The organism is Bacillus sp. CGMCC 1.16607 (assembly GCF_042683745.1).
Taxonomy (GTDB): Bacteria; Bacillota; Bacilli; order Bacillales; family Cytobacillaceae; genus Pseudoneobacillus.
The window spans coordinates 35,040-57,588 of the sequence record NZ_JBHUJX010000023.1 but is presented as its reverse complement, the minus strand read 5'-3'; the positions used below and the strand labels follow the sequence as shown (position 1 = coordinate 57,588).

Below are 22,549 nucleotides of genomic sequence, written 5' to 3'. Positions count from 1 at the left end.
CCATAGAATGGTCTTTAAACGCGTTTTGTTCCAACATATCTTGAATGCCAGTAGGTGTTGTTTGTGCTTGTAATCATTACTCCTTTAGATGAAGAAGCCATAATCATTTTACCGTTTCCAATATATATCGCGACATGTGTCGGTTTACTTGCCTTGGTTGGAGCATAAAACATTAGATCTCCTGGTTGTATATATGAATAGATACGATATCCGTTTCCATAGAACATTTGAGCGGCAGTTCGGTTTAGTGTTTTCCCGGCTCTTGCATAAGAATACTTTACAAGACCTGAACAATCAAAACCACTTGGTGTGATTCCACCCCATTTATAAGGTACGCCTATATTAGACTTGGCGACCGAAACTGCTTTTGTATTATAATAAGCTGCTTCCGCTTTATCACCCATGTTAGCAAACAAAGTGCTGCAAGAAACGATTATAGTAAATGCTATGATAAATTTCTTAAGCATGATTGTTACCCCCTTGTGTGATTTGCTCCTCTTAATATACTAGAGAGTTGTAACAATGACATCACAGCTAAATTACAATTCCATTACAAAAATTATTTCGATATAATTTTCCTTGTATCAATTTAGCAAGAAATAGTGGATGAATAAATCAATGAGACAATTGAGGTTGTCCAAGAAAATCAAATAAATAACTTTGTTTTTTATAAAATCAACCTTATTTGGCATTGGTTTTACGGTGGTCGAACATATACTCTTTTAGATAACATAACTTTTCTCGTTTTTAATTTATAATCATAATACACATGACGAAATTTCCTAAATGTGGTAATATATTTTGGTGTGAAAATTCAGAAAATATAAGTCGGGCTTGGCGCTTTTGATCATAAATTCCTATTACTAATTGTGTGCGGAGAATTTTTGGATGGGGAGAAGTGATTTATATTGGTGATATTAGAATGAATAAATGGAATTATACTGAAGTCAGTGACAAAGATAGGTTAGTAGTATTTATAGGGGAAAGTAAAAAAGATAAATATCTGCTTAAATTTGGTATTCGAATTTATGATGATCATTGCATATACTTACGACGTCGAGCAAAACTATCTTGGAATTGGAGTGCATTCTTTGGTGGCATTCTTTGGATGGGGTACAGAAAAATGTACGTCGAACTAATCGTTTTTTCAACTCTTATATTACTATCCAACCTTATCTTTTCTGAAATAAGCGAGAATGTAGATGCAATCATAACAGCGTTGTGTTGGATTTTCTTTGGACTCATGTCTAATTCATTTTATTACTATCGTTGTAAAAGAAAGATAACCAGGTTAAAGAAATTAAATCTTTCTCTCCATGATGAATTAGAGACTCTAATGCATAAGGGTGGAACTAGTGTAGCAGGCATATTCATAAGTATCATAGCACTAATGATTCATATAGCAATATATGTAGTGATCAAGTTATAGTTATATTTAAGGTCCAAATCCGCCTCATTGTGTATTTAAAGTATTAGAAAAGATTTGTTATAGAATAACGAAAGAAAAGCGTTAAAGACCAAAGCTGTCATTTTGGCGGCTTTTCTTGTTGTGCCTACGGGGCAGGAGAGTGTAATATCAGTAAAAAGTTGTAAAGAACCTATTGGGGAAGGAGCTTTGAAATGAAATATTGTTTATTTTGTAATCCAGAATTAGAACCCACCCAAAAAATCATATTAAGTAATGAGTATTGTATGTTTTTACAGTTAGAACAAGCACAAATGAAAGGTATTCAACTTGAAGGTGCTGGAGTAATTGTACCTAAAGAACATAGAGAAACTGCATTTGACTTAACGATAGAAGAGTGGAATGCAACCTACACACTTCTTCAAGATGTAAAAAAATACTTAGACGAAGTGTACCAACCCCAAGGATATAACCTCGGATGGAATTGTGGCGAAGTTGGAGGACAACATATATTTCATTCTCATTTTCATGTATTACCAAGGTATGAAGATGAACCACTTGCAGGCAAAGGTATCAGATATATGTTTAAAAGTGCTGATAATAAGAGAGAAAATTAGTAGGTAACAAGTGCGATTGCGAATTAAGCTGTCCCATTTTACTAACGAAAGCAGTTTAATTGAACAAAAAATACCCCTCTCATATGAGAAGGGCTAATTCCTATTAGATTTATTCATGATCAAGAAATAATACCAACGTGTAAAGAGACATGCAAATAGGTAAAATACAAATGAATAGTGTACTTTCCAACCCTTATATACCACATAACCGAAATATCTTGATAATTGTTCATATATAACTGAAAAAACAACCCAAAATAGCAAGTACCTTATAAATTTAGATATTTCTTTTGGCATAAAGTTAGCATATATAATCCCAAATGTAGTAGGCAATGTCAATTCAATTATCATATCAGAAACTTGAGGTCTTGGTTTCATCAGGTCATATAAATCCAATATTTCTCCAAAGTATAAATCAGATACTATTGTCACTAATGAAACATAGCAAGCGACACTAATAATTTCTTGTTTGGTGATTCTTTTCTTCATTAAAAAAATTATTAATATCGTTATTAAATATGATACTGTTAGAAATATGAATGTCATCATGTCTCTCCAACTTTAGTCCTGTAATCTTCTTATCCCCTATCTCATTAAAATTTATACTATTTATTACTAGTCGAATTTTTTCATTTGTTTACAGAAACTTTAAGTAATGATAATTTGGATATATTGTAATATGTAGATTTAGAATATCTACCACACTATATTCGTTGTATGATGACTTAAAGCGAAAAGTTCTTTAATACTCACAATCAACTGTATAGTGGTATAAAAGGATGAGATCGGGATGGACTCATAAATATCAAGGAGGCAAAAACAGTATGAAAATCATTGTAACAAGTTTATTTGTACAAGATCAAGACAAGGCGCTGGCATTCTATACAGAAAAGTTGGGTTTTAAAATAAAGCATGACGTTCCCGTTGGAGAATTTAGATGGATAGCCCTAGTATCTTCTGAGGATCAAGATGGAACAGAGCTTATACTCGAACCGAACAACCATCCAGCCGCTAAAGAGTATCAAAAGAAAATATTTGCGGAGGGTATTCCAGCAACAATGTTTGGTGTCGTAGATATCTATAAAGAGTACAAAAGTTTATCGGAAAAAGGCGTGAAGTTTACTATGGAACCGACAGTAATGGGCGAAATCACAATAGCTGTCTTCGACGATACATGCGGCAACCTTATTCAAATAGCGCAGATGTAATTATGTTCTAATTTTAGAACGGGATTATTAATTTTTTAGGTTTAATAATAGGTGACATCTTTCTTATTTTACATAAGAATATAATATTATGACAAGTTCACTAAAACTAACGTGGGCGTTCGTATTAAAAGGTTAACCAGTTATTTAAACTGGTTAACCTTTTTAATGGTAATTAGGAAAATTAACTTGGGTGATGTTACACTAAAAAATCTCCTTTCATTGGATTTAGAGTTAGTGGAGAGTTGCATATAGAGTAAGTATATTTAAGCGCTTAGTGGATATTGTGAAAATCAAGTTTATTTCGATAGTAGATTAGTATTATAGGAATAGTTTAATAGTTTTCTTATAATATGGAGGGAAATTTTGATGTTAAAGCGTGTTATTCAACAATTTGGATTGATAGTACAGTCAATGAGTGAAGTTGATGATTCCCATAGCTCAACAGTCTATAAATGTACTTTGTCAAATGGTGAAAATGTTTTTTTGAAAATTCCTTTTACAAAGTTGAAGTGTCAGCGGGAGTTAGAAGCCTATGAAATTTTAGAAGGGAATGTCTCCATTCCTGAAATGTTGGATTATTGGTCTGGTGATGAGGAGTGTCCTGGTGCCTTTTTGTTATCAGAGTTAAAAGGAAAACCGTTAACATCAATGGCTACACCATCAGTGGCGTTTCAAGTTGGGGTCCTTCATGCTGAAATGCATACTATTCGTCCTACTAAAGAGCGAGTGTTAACAGGTATACAAAATGAATTTCCTAATTGGTCTAATTTTATTGAAAACCAATTTTATAGTTTTGCTGAGGATGTTAGGGACGTTTTGGATGAAGAAATATACAAAAAAGCCATTGAAAAATATGAGGAAATGAAAGAACAGCTCCCATCTCCGGATGGACCAAGTTTTATACATATGGATTTTCGACCAGCAAATATAATTGTTGATGATGATAAAGTTTCAGGAATGATAGATTTTGAAAGTGTAAGGTTTGGTTCAACAGAAGTTGATTTCACCAAATTGTATCGTGATTTTTTAAGTATCGATTCTACCTTGTATAATGCCTATCAAAAGGGCTATAAAAGTATCAGACCATTAATTAATCTAGATGATGTATTGCCTTTTTATCAATTTACTGATGCTTTCAATAGTATTGGATGGTGTAAACGTCGTGGAATTGAAAAAAATGCTTTATTTCTAGAAGAAAATATAATGAGATTAAAAAAATGGATACGTTAAAGTGGAGGAGATTCCTCTCTATATATGCGGTTTAATAATAAATTGCATCTAAAGTAGCAGAGAGCTTTATTACACAACAAGATCGTCATTGACGGTCTTTTTCTATGGAAAATGAAATATTCAAAAGCCACTAATTATGCACTACACACAATGATATATTTATCATTTCCGACAGAAGACTCCCACCTCAAGGAATGGGAAGGGCGTAGCCCAATGAGTAGGTGGGAGATGAATGTCGGTTGGCGTTAGCTAACAAGGTCCTATTATGGTATGATTAGAACAAACGTTCTTGCAAAGTGTGGTGAAATTCATGATTGTAAGTAAAGCCTATAAATTTCGAATCTATCCAAACAGATACCAAATTGAAGTCATTAACAAAACGATTGGATGTTCAAGATTTGTATTCAATTTCTTTCTCGGAAAACAGAAAGAAAAAGATGCTTATTGGTACATCGTTGAAGAAATGGTCCAGAATGGTCAAATTCCAACTAACAACTGGAAAGGCAAGTGCTTAAATAAATACGAAACGATTAAATTGCTCCCCGAGTTGAAGAAGCAGTATTCTTTTTTAAAAGAAGTAGATAGTATTGCTTTACAGAAATCTGTTGAAACATTAGCGGATGCCTATGATCGCTATTACAAAAAGCAGAATAAATATCCTCGTTTTAAGTCCAAAAAGAATCAAGTTCAATCCTATACCACAAAATACACGAATGGAAATATTGCTGTATTGGAACGTCATATTAAACTTCCAAAGTTAGGACCCGTACGCTTTGCAAAGAGTCGTGAAGTAGAAGGTCGAATCATCAGTGCTACTATTAGGCGTAACCCTTCGGGAAAGTATTTTGTTTCTTTAGCAACGGAAACAGAAGTGACGGAATTACCCAAAACGAACTCTGCTGTTGGCATAGATGTCGGATTAAAAGATTTTGCTATCCTTTCAGATGGAACTACTTTCTCTAATCCAAGATTTTTCCGCATACTAGAGGAAAAGTTAGTTAAAGCACAGCGAATCATGAGTAGACGCACGATAGGTGGTTCCAATTGGTACAAAGCGAAAATGAAAGTTGCACGCATCCATGAAAAAATAACGAACGCTAGAAAAGATTACTTAGACAAAATTTCAACCGTGATTGTCAAAAACCACGACATAATAGGGATGGAAAATTTGTCGGTATCTAACATGTTAAAGAATCATAATCTTGCCAAAGCCATTAATGAAGTATCATGGTCACAATTCAAAACCATGATCGAATACAAGGCGAAATGGTATGGCAAACAAGTTGTGACAGTGGCGAAGAATTTCCCATCCAGTCAGCTTTGTTCATGTTGTGGCTATCAAAACAAAGACGTTAAGAATCTAAACCTTCGTGAGTGGGACTGTCCTTCTTGTGGAGCACACCTCAATAGGGATATTAACGCAGGACAAAATCTTAAAAATGAAGCGATAAGACTTCTAACTGTTGGAGCGACAGGGATCGCCTAATCAATAACTGGTGGATACACTGGTGTTCTTAGGAATCTCCCCCTTCAAACAGACCGCAAGGTTGTTAAGGGGTGAGTAGTTCAACATGGTAAAATGTAAGAAAAAATCATAAAGACTTTCATATGCACAGATTTCTTTGAGTCAAAAATAAAAAAGTTTTGGCTTAATTTCATTTTTTTCGGGACAGATTAGCCAAATATGAAAAATTCCCACCCTAACGAAAAGAATTTTATTAATATCAGTGCGGCATAATAATAATAATATTCTTAATTAAAAGAAATGGAGTGTTTATTTTAGAAACACCCATCATATGACCCATTTTTTGGCTTTTTCATTCTGTCTCAAATTGTCTATTTGATAATAAAAAACCTAACACCCGATTAGAAAGGATAAGTAATTTGGTGATATTTATATGCACTTAATCTTAACAATTACCATGCTCGGTTTTGCTATATATAAAGGTGATTGGAAACATTGGCAGAAGTACGCCCTTACAATTGCATATGTAATTATTTGTAACTTTCTTTATAACCACTTATGTCAAAATTATCTACTCTGGGAGCATAAACCAGATTTTTTACCCAAAAAACATTATATTGTTGAGTTATTTTACCTATTTATTATCCTTCCAGCAGTCACGCTTTTATATCTTACTCATTACCCATTTTCATCAAATAAAATAGGTAAACAGGTAAAATATATTGCTTATTGGGTTATTGGCTCAATCATTGTTGAATATCCCTTTGTACATTTTGAAAGATTGCTCTTAAAACACGGTTATGAATTTTGGATGGAATTTTTCTTTTATTCTTCAATGTACATTATGTTACGTCTTCATTTCACAAGACCTTTATTAACTTATGTTTTATCTTTAATATGTATTGTTTTTATGGTTTGGTATTTTAAAGTACCTCTAAAGTAAACCTTTGTGCATAATTAACTAAAGGGGAAAGTTTCTTCCATTATAACTAATCTTAAAGAGACCCAAATATGCTGGAGCCTATTCATATTCTTAATGTATCTTGGGAATTTTTGTTTGTTGAGACATTAAAGGGTCAGTTTTGTAAAACAAACTAGTAAATAGAGGAGAAGTAAAAATTAAGTACATAATAAGATTAGCAAATGAAAACGACGTATCGGGTTTATGCGAAATTAGGAATAATAAAGATTTATTCACGAACTATTTAAAGCAATTTTCGAAAAATAAAGTATATTTGGTATTAGCTGAACAAAATGAGCTAATCTTAGGTTTTGGAGTTCTCAAAGTTAAAGGAATTTTATTTCCTAAATTAAGTGATCTTTATGTGAATGAGAATTATCGCGGTAATGGTATAGGTTCAGATTTAATAAGGTTTAGAGAAAATATTACAAGAGACTTAGGTTACTCAGAGATATTTGTGAGTGTTGATCCAATTGAAAATTCTAAAATGATAAAGTTAATTAAATCACATGGTTACGAAGCTATTTCAGAACCATACTTAAAAAATGCAGTTTTTTATAATGATGATGGTTCTGCTTATGATAAAACCTATACAAGAATTGATTTTAAGAAGGTGTTAAGTTAGAGGCTGCATTAGTTATATATCGAATGATCTAGAAAAGCTGTAAAATAAACAAGTTTATATTCCTAACTTGTTTATTTACGGCTCTTTGTTATGGACTAGTGTACTAATAGTATAACGCATTTTTGTTTAAGTTTTGAAAAGTAAGACCAATAACGATTATTTCCTGAATATTATGTTAGTATGAAATTAATGGAAACGAGGAGGAGTTTAAATTGGCTTTTAATGATACTTATAGATTTGGTGCTCATGCCATAATTTTTAATGCGGAAGCTCATATGCTTCTAATAAAGCGAACCTACGGAAATAGGGGATGGAGTACACCAGGCGGTAGTATTGAGCCAGGTGAAACTATTCATGAAGCATTGCTTCGTGAATGTCGTGAAGAACTCGGTGTGGAAGTACAAGAAGTGGTATTAACTGGGTTTTATTTTCACAGCATAGTCAATTCACAAGTTGCAATGTTTTGCTGTTCCCTTCCTGAGGGAGAGGAGATCAAGCTTAGTGCTGAACACTCTGAATATAAATGGTTTCCTTTGGATGAATTAGGTGAGGTGCAACGAATCAGGGCTTTAGATGCAATGAAATACATAGGAACGGTGATCAGTAGATCTTTTTAAAATATGTTTTAATCATTTGTGTTTGATGAAATATTTGAATAATCGACGCATAAGGTTATGGGAAAAACGAATGGCTCGGTAGAATTAATAATGAAAAATATTTGTGGGAGGGAGTGAGAATATGAAAAAAATTAGTTGGATAGCTGCTTTTGTTATTTTTATCCTACTAAAAATAAGTGTGTCAAATAATAAAACTTTATCTGATCAACAGATTCACAGAATGATCGATGAAGGATCTAGCGATAACAGTAATATAATATTTCATAAAGAAAAGGTTACTAATGGACTTGTTGTGTTTTATGGAAACTTTAAAAATACAAATTCACTTGAAGCCAGATTTTTGAAAAAGAGATTGTTTGGGTGGGCAGCAACATTTGATAGGGGAGGTGGAGGTTTCGGGAGTTCAATAGAAAATATTCATAGTATTTACCTACCGAAAATGGATAAAAAATCACCGTTCCCTATGTTGTTAGGTATGATCACTGACAGTAAAATAGCAGAAATTGAAGTGGAATATATCTACGGAGGAGACGTTAAAAAGGTAAAGGCTAAAACAATTTTAGGAAAGGATAGGTATATTTGGTTTGCTTTTGTAGATGAAGCAAAAAAGGAAACAACGTATAAAATAAAAGGATTTTCATCAAATGGAGATTTAATAGAAACGACCGAAGATTATTCTGTCCATCTACCGACAAATTAATTTCGTGTGGAAGTCACGGTTACATTAATTAAAAAATCTTTAACAAAAGTGACATTTTAATAGTGATAAAGAATGATTAATTTCATACTCAAAATAAAAATCTATTCGTCGAAATCATCACTACTGTTACTAAAACCGCTATTCCCATCACCATTCATATCAGAGTTCTCATTGTCATCAAAAAAGTCATTAATTTTTTCTATAAATGTTTTGTTTTGTTCGCTATGTCCCTTATCTATCAAATTAGAATAGCTTTTGATGAAAAACGGAACTGAGTATGTTTGAATTGCTTGTTGTTTACTTTTTATTCCTATTATAAGAAAAAAGATAATTATTAAAAGAATTAATAAAATTATTAATAGAGATTTAATCATTCTAAACTCTCCTCGATTAGTTATTAATGTAAATATATGGGTTTTATTTGTTTTTATTCTTTAATATTGTTTTAGTTTTGTCTTGGTAAGTGCGTGCTAAAGCTAAATATTTTGTAAGTAACAGAAGCTATTGATAATTATAAAAAGTCGTCACTTTAGTTACAATTGTAGGCTTGTGTAATAAGAATATAACAAAATAAAAAGGGTGGTGAGAGTATGTCACTAAAGTCAGAACTGAAAAATGTTGATACAGCTTTACTACAAAGCAATTTAGATAGCCTTATTGACAGAATGTTGGATAATATAGGCTCAGTTGACTCTGAACTAAGGGATACATTAATTTTTAATACATTTGGGAAATTAATTTTAGAAGATTATTTAACAGAAAAACAAATGGAACATATTCTTAAGGTTTGTTTGTGCCGCTTGTTTATGAATATAGGTCAAAAAGGGAATGACTCAGTATTTACTCGATCTTTTTCTGCTCTAGTTATTGGACTAGTATTAGAAAAAGACAGCGAAAAGCGGTTCTTGTCTGGGGATATTTTGAAACAAGCAACTGAGGGTAGTATTGAATACTTGAAACTTGAAAAAGATATTCGTGGTTATGTGGAGGGAAAAGGATGGGCACATAGTATTGCACATGGTGCAGATCTACTAACATCAGCCATAAGACATCCGAATTTTAATTTCACTTTATCTTCAGAATGTCTTGAAATAATTAAAATATGTTTATTCAAAGAAAGCATCAGTGGATTACCATATGTTGATGATGAAGATGAAAGATTAATTTTTGCAGTAGAGGCCCTTATGGAGCAAGGATTAACAGATAGTGATATTGAAATTTGGATATTAAAAATTTCAAATGAATTAAAGAAACTACTAGAAAATGAAGGTTATAGTTTAAACTACTTTTGGAAGAGGTCCAATGTTGTTAACTTTTTACGAAGCTTTTATTTTCGACTACTGTACAAAAGTGATTATTTAAGGTTACGAGAAAATATAGTGAAAATATTAGAACAATTGCATAGTCAATTATACAATCAAAATCAGTGAATGAAGTATTTGGTAAAGCACTTTCAAGTAAAAAAGCGAGTTTATTTAATAAACAGTGGTTTATACAATTGGATGCATGAGTTAAACATGGATATCGCTGCGGAACGAGTTCAGTTGTTGAGTAATAAATAGTAATAAATAATATAAAAAGGATTTCAATTCTCAAACTAAAATAAGAAATATACCAAGAAAAGGTTCGAATTTTCTTTCACTAAGGGCAAGAGGTCGAGATCGGAGCTGTTTTATATTTGTCCATAGGTTTTTAAGTGTGTGTGATCTATCAAATTTACCTTATTACCAAGGTAAATTTCACAAATCATTTTGTCATTCTCTAATGGAACCCAGTGTCCACCATGGTAGGTTCAATTTCGAATGTAATTTCTAGTATTAAGCTACGGTAGCCATTTACTCTTTTTGTTTCAATTACTTCAATTTTCCAAGGGGTAAGTAGATGAGAACTACTTTAATATCTTAGGATATTAAAAGTTATTCAACTGTTCTCTTATATTAGGAGTAAGCATTAGCCTAACCTGTAACCTAAACTCTTCAGAGCCTTAGTTGATTTAGGTGATGAAACAGTTTTTGTTTGAAAAGAAGTAATAAGTACAAGGGATAGTATATAAACGATTTGAACCTTTTTCAATACTCTTCTTTACGATTTTACCTATATAATTGTATTATCACCTTACTTCTACATCGAGTATTACATTTTCATTACGAACGGGGCAGGTTTTTTGCTTAAGCTTTTCTAAAGGAAAGTCTTTTGGAAGATTGAGTAGTGGGAAAAAATGTATTTTGTTATTTTTACATGTTAATATAAAAAGATATTTTAAGTAATGAGGAGAGGGAATCATGAATAATAGAATAGAAACCTTCACGGTATCAAAGCATTTCCAAATAAATAACGTCGCTGAGGGTGTATATGCAGCAATTTCAGTGCCTGGTACAGGTTCAGTAGGAAATGCAGCTATCATTGATCTTGGTGATTCAACGCTAGTGGTTGATACCTTTTCAACAATACAAGCTGCAAAAGATTTGGAGGAAACTGCAATTCGCCTTACTGGAAACCCAGTTTCCTATGTAATCAACACACATTGGCACAGTGATCATACTTGCGGTAATCAAGTGTTTACTCCTAAGGCGCAAATAATTTCTACGTCTACTACACGTGAAATTATGGCTACATTTGGAAAAAATAGGCTAGCCCAGCAACTGGCTAACCCTGAACCGATATATAATGCTATCGACGAACAAGAGGAGAAAATACAAAAAGAGACGGACGAAAAGTTGAAAAAGGAAATGGAATGGGAAAATGCTAGTGATCGTGAGTACATAAAAATTCTCCCTGATTTGATATATACATTACCAACAATTACTTTTGATCAACAGATGAGTATTCATGGAAGTGACCGGACCGTGCAACTCTTCTCGTATGGCGGTGGTCACACGCAAAGTGATGCATTCGTGTATCTACCTGAAGAAAAAATAGCAGTTATGGGTGATCTAGTACTCTCGAAGCATCATCCTGTAATGATGTATGCAAATCCCCAGGAATGGTTAAATATTTTAGAAAGGGTTGAATTACTGGATATTGAAACTATCGTACCGTGGCATGGTAATGTTTGCTCAATGAATGAACTTCATGAGGTGAAAGGTTACATAAACGATATAGTAGCATTGGTGTCGGAGGCAGTTCAAAATAAGAAAAGCATTGATGATATTTTAGTACCAATAGCTTATCAAGACTGGTACTTTACTACTTATTTTAAGTCAAACATAAAAAAAGTTTATGAATTGATAACTAAATCAGTTGAAAAATAAGATTGTAGAATAAAAAGCTAACGGATTCGGTTTTGAAGTACAAAATTTAAATTAGCATTAAAAAAAGAGGTGCAATTCGCACCTCTTTTATTTACCATTTAGCATATGAAATAGCATTAGAATGAAAAGTCTTTGTAAACAAATTCTCGATATTTCACAAAATCAAAATTGTATTCTTGGAAATACTCAGGATATAGATTTGCGTGTAAATCGTGAACAAATTTGTTCAATTTAGCGACTAATTCAAAGTCGTTTGTTCGACTAATTTTCATCTTCTATTCCCCTTTGTAAAAATATTCTTACAATTAAATACTAACAGAAAAATGACTTTATATAACTAAAGCGTCCTAAAATTTAGGACGTTTTTATCGTAAATAGATTATGTCGTTTAAAGTGAATGCCTTTTCTGTATTACGTGTTAATGACTTTGAAAATTATAGAAATTTATTATATATGAATTATCGAAGGAGTATTGGGGGCAAGGAGTCATGTCTCGTCTTTTGCCAATCGTAATAAAATACGGTTTTAATACGATGAAATTAAATCGTATCGAGGCTCTTTTTCATCCAGATAATATTGGTTCAAGAAGAGTTTTAGAGAAGGCGGGCTTTAAATTTGAAGGTATATTAGAAGAATATGTTCTTATTAAAGGAAGTTTCCTCGATACAGTCATAATGTCATTACTAAAAAATATTATGAGGAAACTATTAGAGTCAAACAATAAAAAATAATCATAACTGTGAGTGTAATAATGGAGTTGCATAAGCAGCTCCTTCTCATATGAAACATACAGAGACTTTTGTGAATAATTGATCTATTAATCAATGTAAATATGCATTGTTTTATACAGAACCACATTACTTTTCTTTGATTAGATTCCCAATTATTTTGAATTAGAGGTTAAAAACCTAAGCTAACGGTGCGATCCTTCCTTAAGCCAAAAATATTCAAGTTTTTATACACAACTTGTTTATTTTCGGCTTATTTTCATTCTTTCAAGGAGTAAAGGGCCGTTTAATGGAAAAAAAGGGGAAATGTTTCCGGTTGTCGAAATATGTTTCTTAGAAAAAAATAGTATTCTCAGGAGGAGACTATGGGGTATATTGAAGATTTACGCAAGGTTGTAGGAAACCAACCTCTAATATTAGTTGGTGTTGCGGTAGCTGTAATAAACGAAACTGGAGAATTTTTATTACAAAAAAGAAGCGATGGTCTTTGGGGAGTTCCTGGCGGATTTATTGAATTAGGAGAATCTACTGAGGAAGCAGGAAGAAGAGAAGTCTTAGAGGAAACAGGAATTGAAATTGGTAAACTGGATTTAGTAGGTGTATTTTCAGGAAAAGAGTACTTTGTTAAATTACCAAACGGTGATGAATTCTATCCTGTTACAATTGCATATATTTCAAAAGAAATTAAAGGTGGATTTCTTAAAGCAGACGGTCAAGAAACTATTGAAGCAAAATTCTTTAAAGCAAATGAGTTACCGGAAGGACTAAATCCTTTAATTAAAAATCTAATTAAAAAATATTCGCTTTCTTTCGCACAATAAGAAAAATCATTTGTTATGATTCGATGGAAGAAGTCAAAGAGGCGTTACCATTTTTTTTGCTAACAGTGCAGTTAGCTAAAGAAGGATTCTCACCTCAGATATCGAATAACATAAAAAAGTAACAAATTTTATTGGAGTTACTATTATTTGAGGGAACTTTTGAGTCTGAAGAACTGAAGAAAGTTGGAGTTCTGGTGTCAGTAGGTGGATTCCATTCCCGCATGGTCTTGGAGAAGGTCAGATTGAGCTTCGCCAGGTATTCGTAAAAAAAAATAAGCTGAACATTGGATTAACAATGATTCAATTGAAGTGTTCTAATCGTTCATAAAGCTAGGGTTGCTGACCTAGAAGTATTAACAACTGGACAGTACCATACAAAGACAAGGAGTGAAGTTATGAAATTACTGCTGACATCTGGAGGCATCAATAACAAAAGCATACACGACGCGCTGGTGGACATGCTGGGCAAGCCAATCGCTGACTCCAACGCCCTGTGCATCCCCACTGCGATGTACGGACACCCTTGGGTTGGCCCCGGAGTCAAAGTCTGGCAGTTCATCAGTGGGAAAGAAGAGAATCCCATGGTCAACCTCGGTTGGAAGTCCGTCGGCGTGCTGGAGCTCACAGCGCTGCCAAGCATCGACGAAAACTGCTGGATACCGCTAGTTCAGGAGACGGATGTACTGCTGGTGTCGGGCGGAGACGCCCTTTACCTCTATCACTGGATGCGTCAATCCGGGCTGGCAGACCTCTTGCCGTCACTGAACTCAGTTTATGTGGGAATGAGTGCTGGGAGCATGGTGATGACACCTAATATCGGGGAATACTTCGTTGGCTGGACTCCACCAAGCGGTGGTGATGAAACACTGAGACTGGTTGATTTTTCAATCTTTCCGCACCTGGATCACGAGATGCTGCCGGGAAACACCATGGCTGCCGCCGAGAAATGGGCAGCGGGGATGATGCAGGGACCTGCGTATGCGATTGATGATCAGACCGCCATCAAAGTAATTGACGGAGCAGTCGAAGTTATTTCCGAAGGACATTGGAAACTGTTTTCGCCTTGATATGAATCCTCCGCTATAATCAATAAAATTTAGTTAGATTCATTGTGATGCAATTTAAAGAGGTTAATAAAATGTTTTTTAATTAACGGAGGTGATTGTTCAATAAAAACAGTCGCCTTTATGTGTATTAAAGAAGCAGGAAAGTTCATTAATAGGGGGAAATAGGATTTTATTCTGATTTTCAAAAATTAATGGTTCATGAACAATTTATTATCATTTAATCAAAGAGGAGTAACTTATGTGCAGAAACATTAGAACACTGTTTAATTTTGACCCGCCAGCTACTGAAGAGGAAATTCATGCAGCTTCTCTACAGTACGTTAGAAAGATAACTGGTTATAACAAACCTTCAAAGGTTAATGAAGAAGCATTTAATCGAGCAATCAATGAAATTACAATGGTTACTATAAATTTATTGAATGCAATGGAAACTAGTTCCGAACCTCGTAATCGTGAGGTCGAAGCTGAACGTGCGCGAATCAGATCAGCTAAAAGGTTTGGATCAAATAGTGAAGAATAGAGTTGAATTTTAAAGGACCAGTTAAATAGAAATAATATATAGATTAAATTATATTTGTACTGGGTGAAACTTGGTTTTGGTTTTATCCTTTTTTAGGAACGAATAATTTATACTATTTTCAGATATTTTCATGTCTTTTAACTTTGAAAGATTAAACTAAACAGTGAGGAGATTGATTTTATGCAAGTTGTAGCCAAAATGTTTTTAGAACAACTCGACATGCATTGCTATGAGAATGAGTGGTTTGCATCCGTGGATCAGGCGCTTCATGGAGTCAACGCAGCTGAGGCAGCTTGGACAAGTTATGGAAAGAGCAATTCGATTTGGCAGATTGTTAATCACTTGATATTTTGGAATGAAGATGTGATCCATCGAATTAAGGGCACTGAGAATCCTCATAAAGCAGAAAGCAATGATGAAACCTTTGGAAATCCGGGGGATCCAGAAGATGAAATTGGGTGGACCCAGACAGTGCAGCGCCTTTATGAAGTCATGAATAAATTACAAACGGTCATTGCGGACCTTGATGATGAAAAGTTAGCAGCTCCGTATGCAGTTAACAGTTACTCTATTGAGCGTTTACTCAGCAATATCATGATGCACGATACGTATCATCTCGGCCAAATTGTTCTGTTGCGAAAGTTGCAATCCTCTTGGAGTGGCGTTGATTGGTCCTAACGAAATGATTGAGCTGCTTTCGATAATGCAGAACTTAATTTTGTGTCTTGGCCAATATAACTTTTCAAGGCCAGTTCCCAATGTTTTACCGAATCAAAACAAATGGGACGAAAAAGAAAAGTCTTTATTAATGAAAAAACTTAATAGCAATGTAAAAGGTAAGCGGGATTGTATCGTGTGCTTACCTTTTACTATTACTGTTTTGATGGAATGACTAGCTTTTGGCCAATATAAAGGAATGCAGTGGGATCCAGTTTATTGGCATCGACAATGGCTTGCGTGGTTACGCCGAATTTTTGAGCAACCTTCCAAAGCGTATCACCGGAAATAACTACATATGTGGTTTGCGCAGGCTGTTCAGGCTGCGTCACACTCGGAATAATCAGCTTTTGGCCAACATAAAGGTATGCAGATGGATTCAGTTTATTGGCATCGACAATTGCTTGTGCAGTTACGCCGAACTTTTGAGCAATTTTCCAAAGCGTATCACCGGATATAACAGTATAAGTGGTTACCGCTGGCAATTCGGGCTGCGCTACTCCCGGAATAATCAGCTTTTGGCCAACATAAAGGTACGCAGATGTATTCAGTTTATTGGCATCGACAATTGCTTGTGCAGTTACACCGAACTTTTGAGAAATTTTCCAAAGCGTATCACCGGATACAACAGTATAAGTGGTTCCTGCTTGTTGTTCAGATTGAGATGCAGGCGCAGGGACTTTTAATTTCTGTCCTACATATAGATATTTGTTTGGATCCAGGTTGTTCAAAGTTACAATTTCAGAGCTGGTCGTTTTGAACTTGGATGCAATTTTCCATAAGGTATCTCCACTAACGACTATATAATCAGTTGTTAGCTTTGCCGAAGACGGTTCAGTGACAAGTTCAACATCATTCACATTGATTGTTCCTGTGACCCCTTCTTTAACAAGAACGGTGTATTTTCCATTCTCTATCGTTTCCGACATAAGGGGGAATGTATCGCCTTTTATAGCAGTATAACCTTGACCTGCAGGATCAACGCTCATTTTTGCTGTTTCGCTGATGACGCGTACTCTTTTTTCAGGCTGCAGAGGTTTGATTTCGTACATGTTTTGCACTTTCACAGCGTTTGGAAACGTAATATAGCCGTTATTTGAGCCTTCTATCACATTGAACTTGATAAAGTAGCTTCCGTTTGGTACTTTTCCTCCATAGATATCTGAGCCATCCCATTCAAACGTATGAGTGCCAGCTCCATATGTTTGTTCACTTACTACTAAAGAGGCATTTGCTCCGGCAGCATTTGCGATATAAATGGATAATTTCGAAGGTACTGCAAGTGTAAATTGTCCAGTGACCTTATCGTTTACTCCATCTCCATCAGGAGAAAAGAAAAGCGATTGGAAGGAAGCATCTGTTACAATTTCTTGTAATCTTGATACCGGAATATAATAATCGGCGTCTTTAATTGTAATCGTGCCAGCTCGCAAGTTTAACGGTGTTGTGGAAGGATAGTTATAGGCTGTTTCGATTGTTTTAAAAACAATCTCATAACTACCGTCCATAACAATCCTTCCTGTTTTATCTGTTCCATTCCAGCTTACAGTATGGCTTCCAGGAGATAAGGTTTCTTTGCTGCCGGTATATATTTCATCCCCGTTACTATTACGGATTGTCAGCTGAACTATAGCAGGACGGTTTAAATTGAATGGAATTTGGACCGATTGTGTTTGTGTTTGTCCGTACTTAGGTGAAAACACTGCTGGAATTGGAGAAACGGCATCAATTAATGGCTTTGGACTTGATTCCGAGACAACTGTGAGCTTCCCAAGCGGATACCCTTGTATTTGATTGTATTGCTGGTCCGTGAGATAACCCGAGATTTGGTATATACTTGCAGGAAGAGGTGCTTTTTTCGTATCATCCCATGGTACCCAATCCACTTTGTGTACAGTTTTATAGGCCACATTCGATAAATTAATTTTTGTTTGTACGCCATTTCCAAAGACAAGTAGATACCCGCGTGTTGGGACACTGGTATGCAACTCAATTGTTGTGTAGCCAGGAACACTGCTGCCTTGGTAGGCAACGGTAGGGGAAGAGAGATTAAATGAAGAAACCTCAATCAATCTAGATGCAGGTTGGTATCCGCCATATCCCATTCTGTAACCTCCGAAACCCATTATAGGGGAACCGTCGTATCTCATTCGGTAACCTACGGAACCTATTATAGGGGAATAGCTGTATCCCATAACGGGGTAACCTCCGAAACCTATACCAGGATAACCTCTGTATAACATACCATTTAATCTATGCATGTTTATCTCCTCCTCGAATTGTTTCGTAACTAGTGTATGTGTCCATTTTGAAGAAGGCATAGATACTTGCCTATAAAAATAAATGGGACTTTTATAGTGCGCTTAAAAAATAAAATAAGGTAAGGGGAAATCGCTTTTGGAGAGGACCCCATAAAAGAGGTTGTCAATAGTACAGGGATCGATGTTTTATGAAGTATCGAACGTTAATAGCGATTGGATATATTATTCAAATAATAATGGAAATTATTACTTATATAGAATGTGAATGGATGGGACCGAGAAGCAGTTAATAATAAAACTAGATGTAGGGTCTATCTATATGTTTGATAATAACATTTACTATTATGATAATGACGAACAGTTGTAAAGAGTAAACTAAGTATTGATGAAATTAAGGAATACTTATCAAGTAAAGGTTTACAATTATTCGTAGGATTATTTCAAGGAAAAAAACCTAAGATAAAAAATTACAAATGAATATGAATTATTTTTACAATATTTTAAAGATAAAGGGTGGGTCTCTAGTTTTGAGAAAGATTCTAACAATCCAGGTTATTATCGTGCAATAGGGACACGTAAAATTTCATAATTACAACAGTAGTAGCTTGGAATAGTACCTTATTTTAACTTTTTTTAAAGATTATTCTTTTTTGCAGGAAATTGGACTCTTATTTTAGAATTTAATAATAATGACAATAATGTAAACTAGTATTTACTCAGAGAATAGGAGAGTACATATATGTATGAACCGAAGATGAAAGAAACCGATAATAGTGTAATTGAATTTATTGAAAATGTGGAAAATGAGAAGAAGAAGGCAGATGCCTATCAGTTATTAGAAATTTTTGAAGAGGTATCTGGTTACGACGCAAAAATGTGGGGTCCTAGTATTATAGGCTTTGGAAGCTATCACTATAAGTATGAAACAGGACACGAAGGGGATGCGCCTTTAGTGGGTTTTTCACCAAGAAAGGCGAAAATTAGTCTTTATTTGGCCTATGAAAGTGAGGAAAGAGAAAAATTATTAGAAGGCTTTGGTAAACACACGAAGAGTAAGGCTTGTATTTATGTTAATATAAATTAGCTGATATCGATACCAATGTTTTAAAGGATTTAATTATACATACAGTAGAAGCATATCAGATTCTTTATCCGAACGACTAGAAATATTGCTATTGTTCTAAATCCCATGTTCTACTGATTTTTTGTACTGTAATTGTTTGTTTCCCCATCTGTATCCAAGCCTTGCGAAGATCGTTTATTGGTGCTTTCTTCACTTCAACAGTCATAGGGTCGTTAAAGTAAATATAGTTTTCATCATAACCGGTAACAAAAACCGAGTGTCCCCTCTTTAAATATCAATAGCACATTTGGATTACTGTTTGTTTTAGACCATGTAGCCCTATTTAACATAGCTGATGGTAATAAGTTTATTATATTGAGTGACCATTTTCTTTTAATATTAGAAATAAAAAATTGATGTTAAAACCGTAGAACATACTTGAATGTGATAAAAATTACCCAGGGTATGCTGTCATGAAACAATTAAAATTATCAGAATTTTATATGACTCACGATTTTGTTGGTTATAATAATATTTGGAGTACATACTCCCAAAAAAATTAGAGAGGATCTGAAAAAATGCAATTTATTCCTTATTTACAGTTGAATGGAAATGCAAGAGAAGCAATTAGATTTTACGAAAAGGTATTTCATGCCGAAAATTTAGGAGTTATTACATTTGGTGAAATGCCTACTACCCCAGATTTTCCTTTCCCTGAGGATGCAAAAGACCTTGTTTCACACGCTACGATAAGAGTTGGAGAGTCAGTAATTATGTTTTCAGATACATTCCCAGGTCAACCAGCTCAAGAAGGAAACCTGGTGACCATTTGTATCACGTTTGATAATCCAGACAAAGCTCGCCAAATTTTTGTGTCTTTACAGGATGGCGGACAAGTTGAAATGCCAATATCAGAAACGGGTTTTAGTCCTGCTTACGGGGTGATTAAAGATAAATTCGGTGTAACCTTCCAAATTTACACTGAAGGATATCAAGGTTAGTACATACGATAATAGTATAAAAATGCTTTTGTACGAATGACAAAGTCGTTTTTTGATGGCTCCTTTTTCTTACAAAATCATTCGAAAAGATTATAGTTACTGTACCCCGAATGAACATAAATATATTTCGGTTGATGATGAACTCACTCAAAATCTTTTAGAATCTATAAAAATAATAAAGAGTTACTTCCATTCATATGAGAGACCAGAATTTGTCTTGCATATTGGGGAGCTACTATTATTCCCCCTGAATCTCTTTAATTGTTTTATGATGTGGTTGTATCTTTTCCACACTTCAAAAAGTTTGACGAATAAACAGATATAACAGCAAAATTAGTTATTTAAAAGGTAATTATTAGAAGATGTAGAATAATTGTTTAGTTCCGTCAGGAGTTGATATGGACTTTGTAATTTTAAATTATTTGCATTCCTAAATGAGAGGCTTTTTAATCTTTTTAAGTACAAGATGTGGGATTGTCCCAAATAAGTAAATAGGTAGCGTTGTGCTTAAATAACAATGGGGATCGTCACTTGACGGTCTTTTTTATTATTGAGATATTCCGAAAATGGAATTTTATGTTAAAATTACTAAAAAGGAGAAAAATATGACCTATCATCTAAATGTGTTTGAAGCTGACAAGGTTGAGGAAACAATGAGGTGTTAGATGATGAGAAAAAGATATATTACAATTATTGCAATTTTAGTTGCTTGTAGTCTAGTATACATTTTGATTCCCAAAAATGCTTTTAATATACTTTCAGAGGGTGAAAAAATAGAGTCAATCACTTTTGGAACTTACTTTAAACTTGGCGAAAGATATGATTATAGTGAGAAAATATCAGATCTAAAAAAGATTAAAGAGTTTTCTCAAATACTAAATTCAAAACGATTACGTAGAACTTTTGATACTAATATATTTAATCAAGCAGAAGCCTTGAGTTTTTTTGTTATTCTTGTTGATGAAAAAGGTAAAAAGACGTCTAATTATGTGGCGATTAATCATCAAGGTAAACTTTCTGTAATTGGAGGGAAATCCTACATTACGGATCCACTATTGTATAATAAATTATATGAATATTTTGAACAATTAACCCCAAAAGAATAACAGATACGGATTTCACCACTTGTTAAGAATAATGACATTGAGGCCACTGCAAAAAGAGAATATATATTAATGGGATTGGATGAGTAAATAAATGTTGTTACAGTTGTAGTTTTTGAAATTCACAAATATTCCTTGACAGGAATATTCCTTGTGGGGTATATTGTTGTTATATTAAGTAGGGAGGCATTAACACTAAACATAACAAAAGTTAATAGGAGGCAAATTTATATATACACTAGTTGTTTATAGATAGGAGTGAAATCATATTAATGGAAATTACAACATTGAACGCTCTTGCCGAACCTACCCGCTTACAGATTGTTGAGATTTTGAAGAAGAACCCATTAACTGTTGGTGAAATTGCTAATCGTTTACAAATTCGTCAACCGCAAGCATCCAAACATCTTCGTGTTCTCAGCGACGCTGGAATTGTTGAAGCACAAGTAGATGCCAACCGTAGAATCTATCAATTAAGAGCAGCCCCTTTTAAAGATATGGATGCATGGTTGGAAACCTATCGCCACATATGGGAAGAAAGATTTGATCGTCTAGATGATTATTTAGAAAAAATGCTAAAAAAAGAAGAAAATTAAAAATATCATTAGGAGGTAAATAGGATGGAAAATAATATAACAAACAAGTTGATAGTAACTACTGAAGGGAAAGTTCTTGTCATGGAGCGGATTTTCAATGCACCAAGAGAACTGGTTTTTAAGGCTTTTTCTGAGCCTCAGCATTTAGCGAACTGGTGGGGCCCGAAAGGCTGGCAGACAGAAAATCTTACGTTTGAGTTTAAGCCTAACGGTGTATGGCATTATTGCATGCGGTGCATAGATAAGAATCAAGGAGACTTTTATGGCTATGAAGCTTGGGGTAAAGCTATCTATAATGAGATTAAAGTTCCGGAAAAGATTATCTTAACCGATGTATTTTCCGATAAAGATGGCAACACCATTGAGGGGATGCCTACGACAGTAGTAACGATGTCGTTTATTGAACAAGATGGTAAGACAAAACTTATCATGCGTTCTGAATACGCAACAGTTGAGGGGCTACAGCAGGTAATGGAAATGGGTGTAACTGAAGGCACTGCTTCACAATATGAACGCCTCGATGATCTTTTGGTCGAACTTCAGTAAATCAGAAAACAAGAATAATTTTTAAGCTCGCTTCAATATAAATTTTG

Annotated in this window: 24 protein-coding genes and 1 pseudogene; 21 read left to right on the top strand and 4 right to left on the bottom strand. The window is 34.2% G+C overall.

The annotated features are described in order from the left end of the window. Positions 1 to 14: 14 nt before the first annotated feature. Entirely contained in the window at positions 15 to 467 is a 453-nt protein-coding gene (locus tag ACFSO7_RS16210; RefSeq protein WP_377878376.1) for a C40 family peptidase, read from the bottom strand. 455 nt (positions 468 to 922) lie between these two features. Between ACFSO7_RS16210 and ACFSO7_RS16205 the strand changes: the two genes are divergently transcribed. The 9 genes from ACFSO7_RS16205 to ACFSO7_RS16165 all read left to right on the top strand — a co-directional run bounded on the left by ACFSO7_RS16205 (position 923) and on the right by ACFSO7_RS16165 (position 8,828). Next, positions 923 to 1,429: a DUF2628 domain-containing protein gene (locus ACFSO7_RS16205; protein ID WP_377878375.1), complete on the top strand. Its 507-nt coding sequence runs from the start codon at positions 923 to 925 to the stop codon at positions 1,427 to 1,429. 191 nt (positions 1,430 to 1,620) lie between these two features. Next, the gene (locus ACFSO7_RS16200) at positions 1,621 to 2,022 is read left to right on the top strand and encodes an HIT family protein (protein WP_377878374.1); all 402 of its coding nucleotides are present in this window, start codon (positions 1,621 to 1,623) and stop codon (positions 2,020 to 2,022) included. A gap of 824 nt (positions 2,023 to 2,846) precedes the next feature. Continuing rightward, positions 2,847 to 3,230, top strand: a complete 384-nt coding sequence (locus ACFSO7_RS16195; RefSeq protein WP_377878373.1) for a VOC family protein — start codon at positions 2,847 to 2,849, stop codon at positions 3,228 to 3,230. 366 nt (positions 3,231 to 3,596) lie between these two features. Then, the gene (locus ACFSO7_RS16190; RefSeq protein WP_377878372.1) at positions 3,597 to 4,460 is read left to right on the top strand and encodes an aminoglycoside phosphotransferase family protein; all 864 of its coding nucleotides are present in this window, start codon (positions 3,597 to 3,599) and stop codon (positions 4,458 to 4,460) included. 310 nt (positions 4,461 to 4,770) lie between these two features. Next, a complete protein-coding gene (gene tnpB / locus ACFSO7_RS16185) occupies positions 4,771 to 5,946 on the top strand; it encodes an IS200/IS605 family element RNA-guided endonuclease TnpB (protein WP_377878371.1) in 1,176 nt (391 codons plus the stop codon). 412 nt (positions 5,947 to 6,358) lie between these two features. Beyond that, positions 6,359 to 6,868, top strand: a complete 510-nt coding sequence (locus ACFSO7_RS16180; RefSeq protein WP_377878370.1) for a CBO0543 family protein — start codon at positions 6,359 to 6,361, stop codon at positions 6,866 to 6,868. 175 nt (positions 6,869 to 7,043) lie between these two features. After that, on the top strand, positions 7,044 to 7,511 hold the full coding sequence (locus ACFSO7_RS16175) for a GNAT family N-acetyltransferase (protein WP_377878402.1): 468 nt from the start codon (positions 7,044 to 7,046) through the stop codon (positions 7,509 to 7,511). A 212-nt stretch (positions 7,512 to 7,723) separates the two neighbouring features. Then, the gene (locus ACFSO7_RS16170; protein ID WP_377878369.1) at positions 7,724 to 8,128 is read left to right on the top strand and encodes an NUDIX hydrolase; all 405 of its coding nucleotides are present in this window, start codon (positions 7,724 to 7,726) and stop codon (positions 8,126 to 8,128) included. A gap of 121 nt (positions 8,129 to 8,249) precedes the next feature. After that, positions 8,250 to 8,828, top strand: coding sequence for a hypothetical protein (locus ACFSO7_RS16165; protein WP_377878368.1), 579 nt, complete (start codon positions 8,250 to 8,252; stop codon positions 8,826 to 8,828). A 101-nt stretch (positions 8,829 to 8,929) separates the two neighbouring features. Here the strand turns inward: ACFSO7_RS16165 and ACFSO7_RS16160 are convergent, their stop codons facing one another. After that, positions 8,930 to 9,202: a hypothetical protein gene (locus tag ACFSO7_RS16160; RefSeq protein ID WP_377878367.1), complete on the bottom strand. Its 273-nt coding sequence runs from the start codon at positions 9,200 to 9,202 to the stop codon at positions 8,930 to 8,932. Between the two features lie 216 nt (positions 9,203 to 9,418). Between ACFSO7_RS16160 and ACFSO7_RS16155 the strand changes: the two genes are divergently transcribed. Together ACFSO7_RS16155 and ACFSO7_RS16150 are read left to right on the top strand one after the other, a co-directional pair. Then, on the top strand, positions 9,419 to 10,258 hold the full coding sequence (locus ACFSO7_RS16155) for a DUF2785 domain-containing protein (protein ID WP_377878366.1): 840 nt from the start codon (positions 9,419 to 9,421) through the stop codon (positions 10,256 to 10,258). 852 nt (positions 10,259 to 11,110) lie between these two features. After that, positions 11,111 to 12,079: an MBL fold metallo-hydrolase gene (locus ACFSO7_RS16150; RefSeq protein ID WP_377878364.1), complete on the top strand. Its 969-nt coding sequence runs from the start codon at positions 11,111 to 11,113 to the stop codon at positions 12,077 to 12,079. A gap of 116 nt (positions 12,080 to 12,195) precedes the next feature. Here the strand turns inward: ACFSO7_RS16150 and ACFSO7_RS16145 are convergent, their stop codons facing one another. Then, a complete protein-coding gene (locus ACFSO7_RS16145) occupies positions 12,196 to 12,351 on the bottom strand; it encodes a hypothetical protein (protein ID WP_377878363.1) in 156 nt (51 codons plus the stop codon). 174 nt (positions 12,352 to 12,525) lie between these two features. Between ACFSO7_RS16145 and ACFSO7_RS16140 the strand changes: the two genes are divergently transcribed. The 5 genes from ACFSO7_RS16140 (at position 12,526) to ACFSO7_RS16120 (ending at position 15,893) form a co-directional block, all read left to right on the top strand. Next, entirely contained in the window at positions 12,526 to 12,810 is a 285-nt protein-coding gene (locus ACFSO7_RS16140; RefSeq protein WP_377878401.1) for a GNAT family N-acetyltransferase, read from the top strand. 362 nt (positions 12,811 to 13,172) lie between these two features. Beyond that, complete coding sequence (locus tag ACFSO7_RS16135; RefSeq protein ID WP_377878362.1) at positions 13,173 to 13,628, top strand: NUDIX hydrolase; 456 nt, start codon at positions 13,173 to 13,175, stop codon at positions 13,626 to 13,628. Between the two features lie 395 nt (positions 13,629 to 14,023). Continuing rightward, a complete protein-coding gene (locus ACFSO7_RS16130; RefSeq protein ID WP_377878361.1) occupies positions 14,024 to 14,695 on the top strand; it encodes a Type 1 glutamine amidotransferase-like domain-containing protein in 672 nt (223 codons plus the stop codon). 238 nt (positions 14,696 to 14,933) lie between these two features. Next, a complete protein-coding gene (locus tag ACFSO7_RS16125) occupies positions 14,934 to 15,215 on the top strand; it encodes a DUF2277 domain-containing protein (protein WP_377878360.1) in 282 nt (93 codons plus the stop codon). Positions 15,216 to 15,395: 180 nt separating this feature from the next. Then, positions 15,396 to 15,893: a DinB family protein gene (locus ACFSO7_RS16120; RefSeq protein ID WP_377878359.1), complete on the top strand. Its 498-nt coding sequence runs from the start codon at positions 15,396 to 15,398 to the stop codon at positions 15,891 to 15,893. A 194-nt stretch (positions 15,894 to 16,087) separates the two neighbouring features. Here the strand turns inward: ACFSO7_RS16120 and ACFSO7_RS16115 are convergent, their stop codons facing one another. Further along, positions 16,088 to 18,193 (bottom strand): LysM peptidoglycan-binding domain-containing protein, encoded by a 2,106-nt coding sequence (locus tag ACFSO7_RS16115; RefSeq protein WP_377878358.1) that lies wholly within the window; start codon positions 18,191 to 18,193, stop codon positions 16,088 to 16,090. Positions 18,194 to 18,932: 739 nt separating this feature from the next. Between ACFSO7_RS16115 and ACFSO7_RS16110 the strand changes: the two are divergent. From ACFSO7_RS16110 to ACFSO7_RS16090, 5 genes and pseudogenes are all read left to right on the top strand, one after another. Further along, a pseudogene (locus ACFSO7_RS16110) lies at positions 18,933 to 19,357 on the top strand (DUF1801 domain-containing protein). A 477-nt stretch (positions 19,358 to 19,834) separates the two neighbouring features. Further along, positions 19,835 to 20,257, top strand: a complete 423-nt coding sequence (locus tag ACFSO7_RS16105) for a VOC family protein (protein WP_377878357.1) — start codon at positions 19,835 to 19,837, stop codon at positions 20,255 to 20,257. Between the two features lie 668 nt (positions 20,258 to 20,925). Further along, the gene (locus ACFSO7_RS16100; RefSeq protein ID WP_377878356.1) at positions 20,926 to 21,363 is read left to right on the top strand and encodes a hypothetical protein; all 438 of its coding nucleotides are present in this window, start codon (positions 20,926 to 20,928) and stop codon (positions 21,361 to 21,363) included. A 269-nt stretch (positions 21,364 to 21,632) separates the two neighbouring features. After that, positions 21,633 to 21,956 (top strand): ArsR/SmtB family transcription factor, encoded by a 324-nt coding sequence (locus ACFSO7_RS16095; protein ID WP_377878355.1) that lies wholly within the window; start codon positions 21,633 to 21,635, stop codon positions 21,954 to 21,956. Between the two features lie 24 nt (positions 21,957 to 21,980). After that, entirely contained in the window at positions 21,981 to 22,502 is a 522-nt protein-coding gene (locus ACFSO7_RS16090) for an SRPBCC domain-containing protein (RefSeq protein WP_377878354.1), read from the top strand. The last annotated feature ends 47 nt before the right edge of the window (positions 22,503 to 22,549 follow it).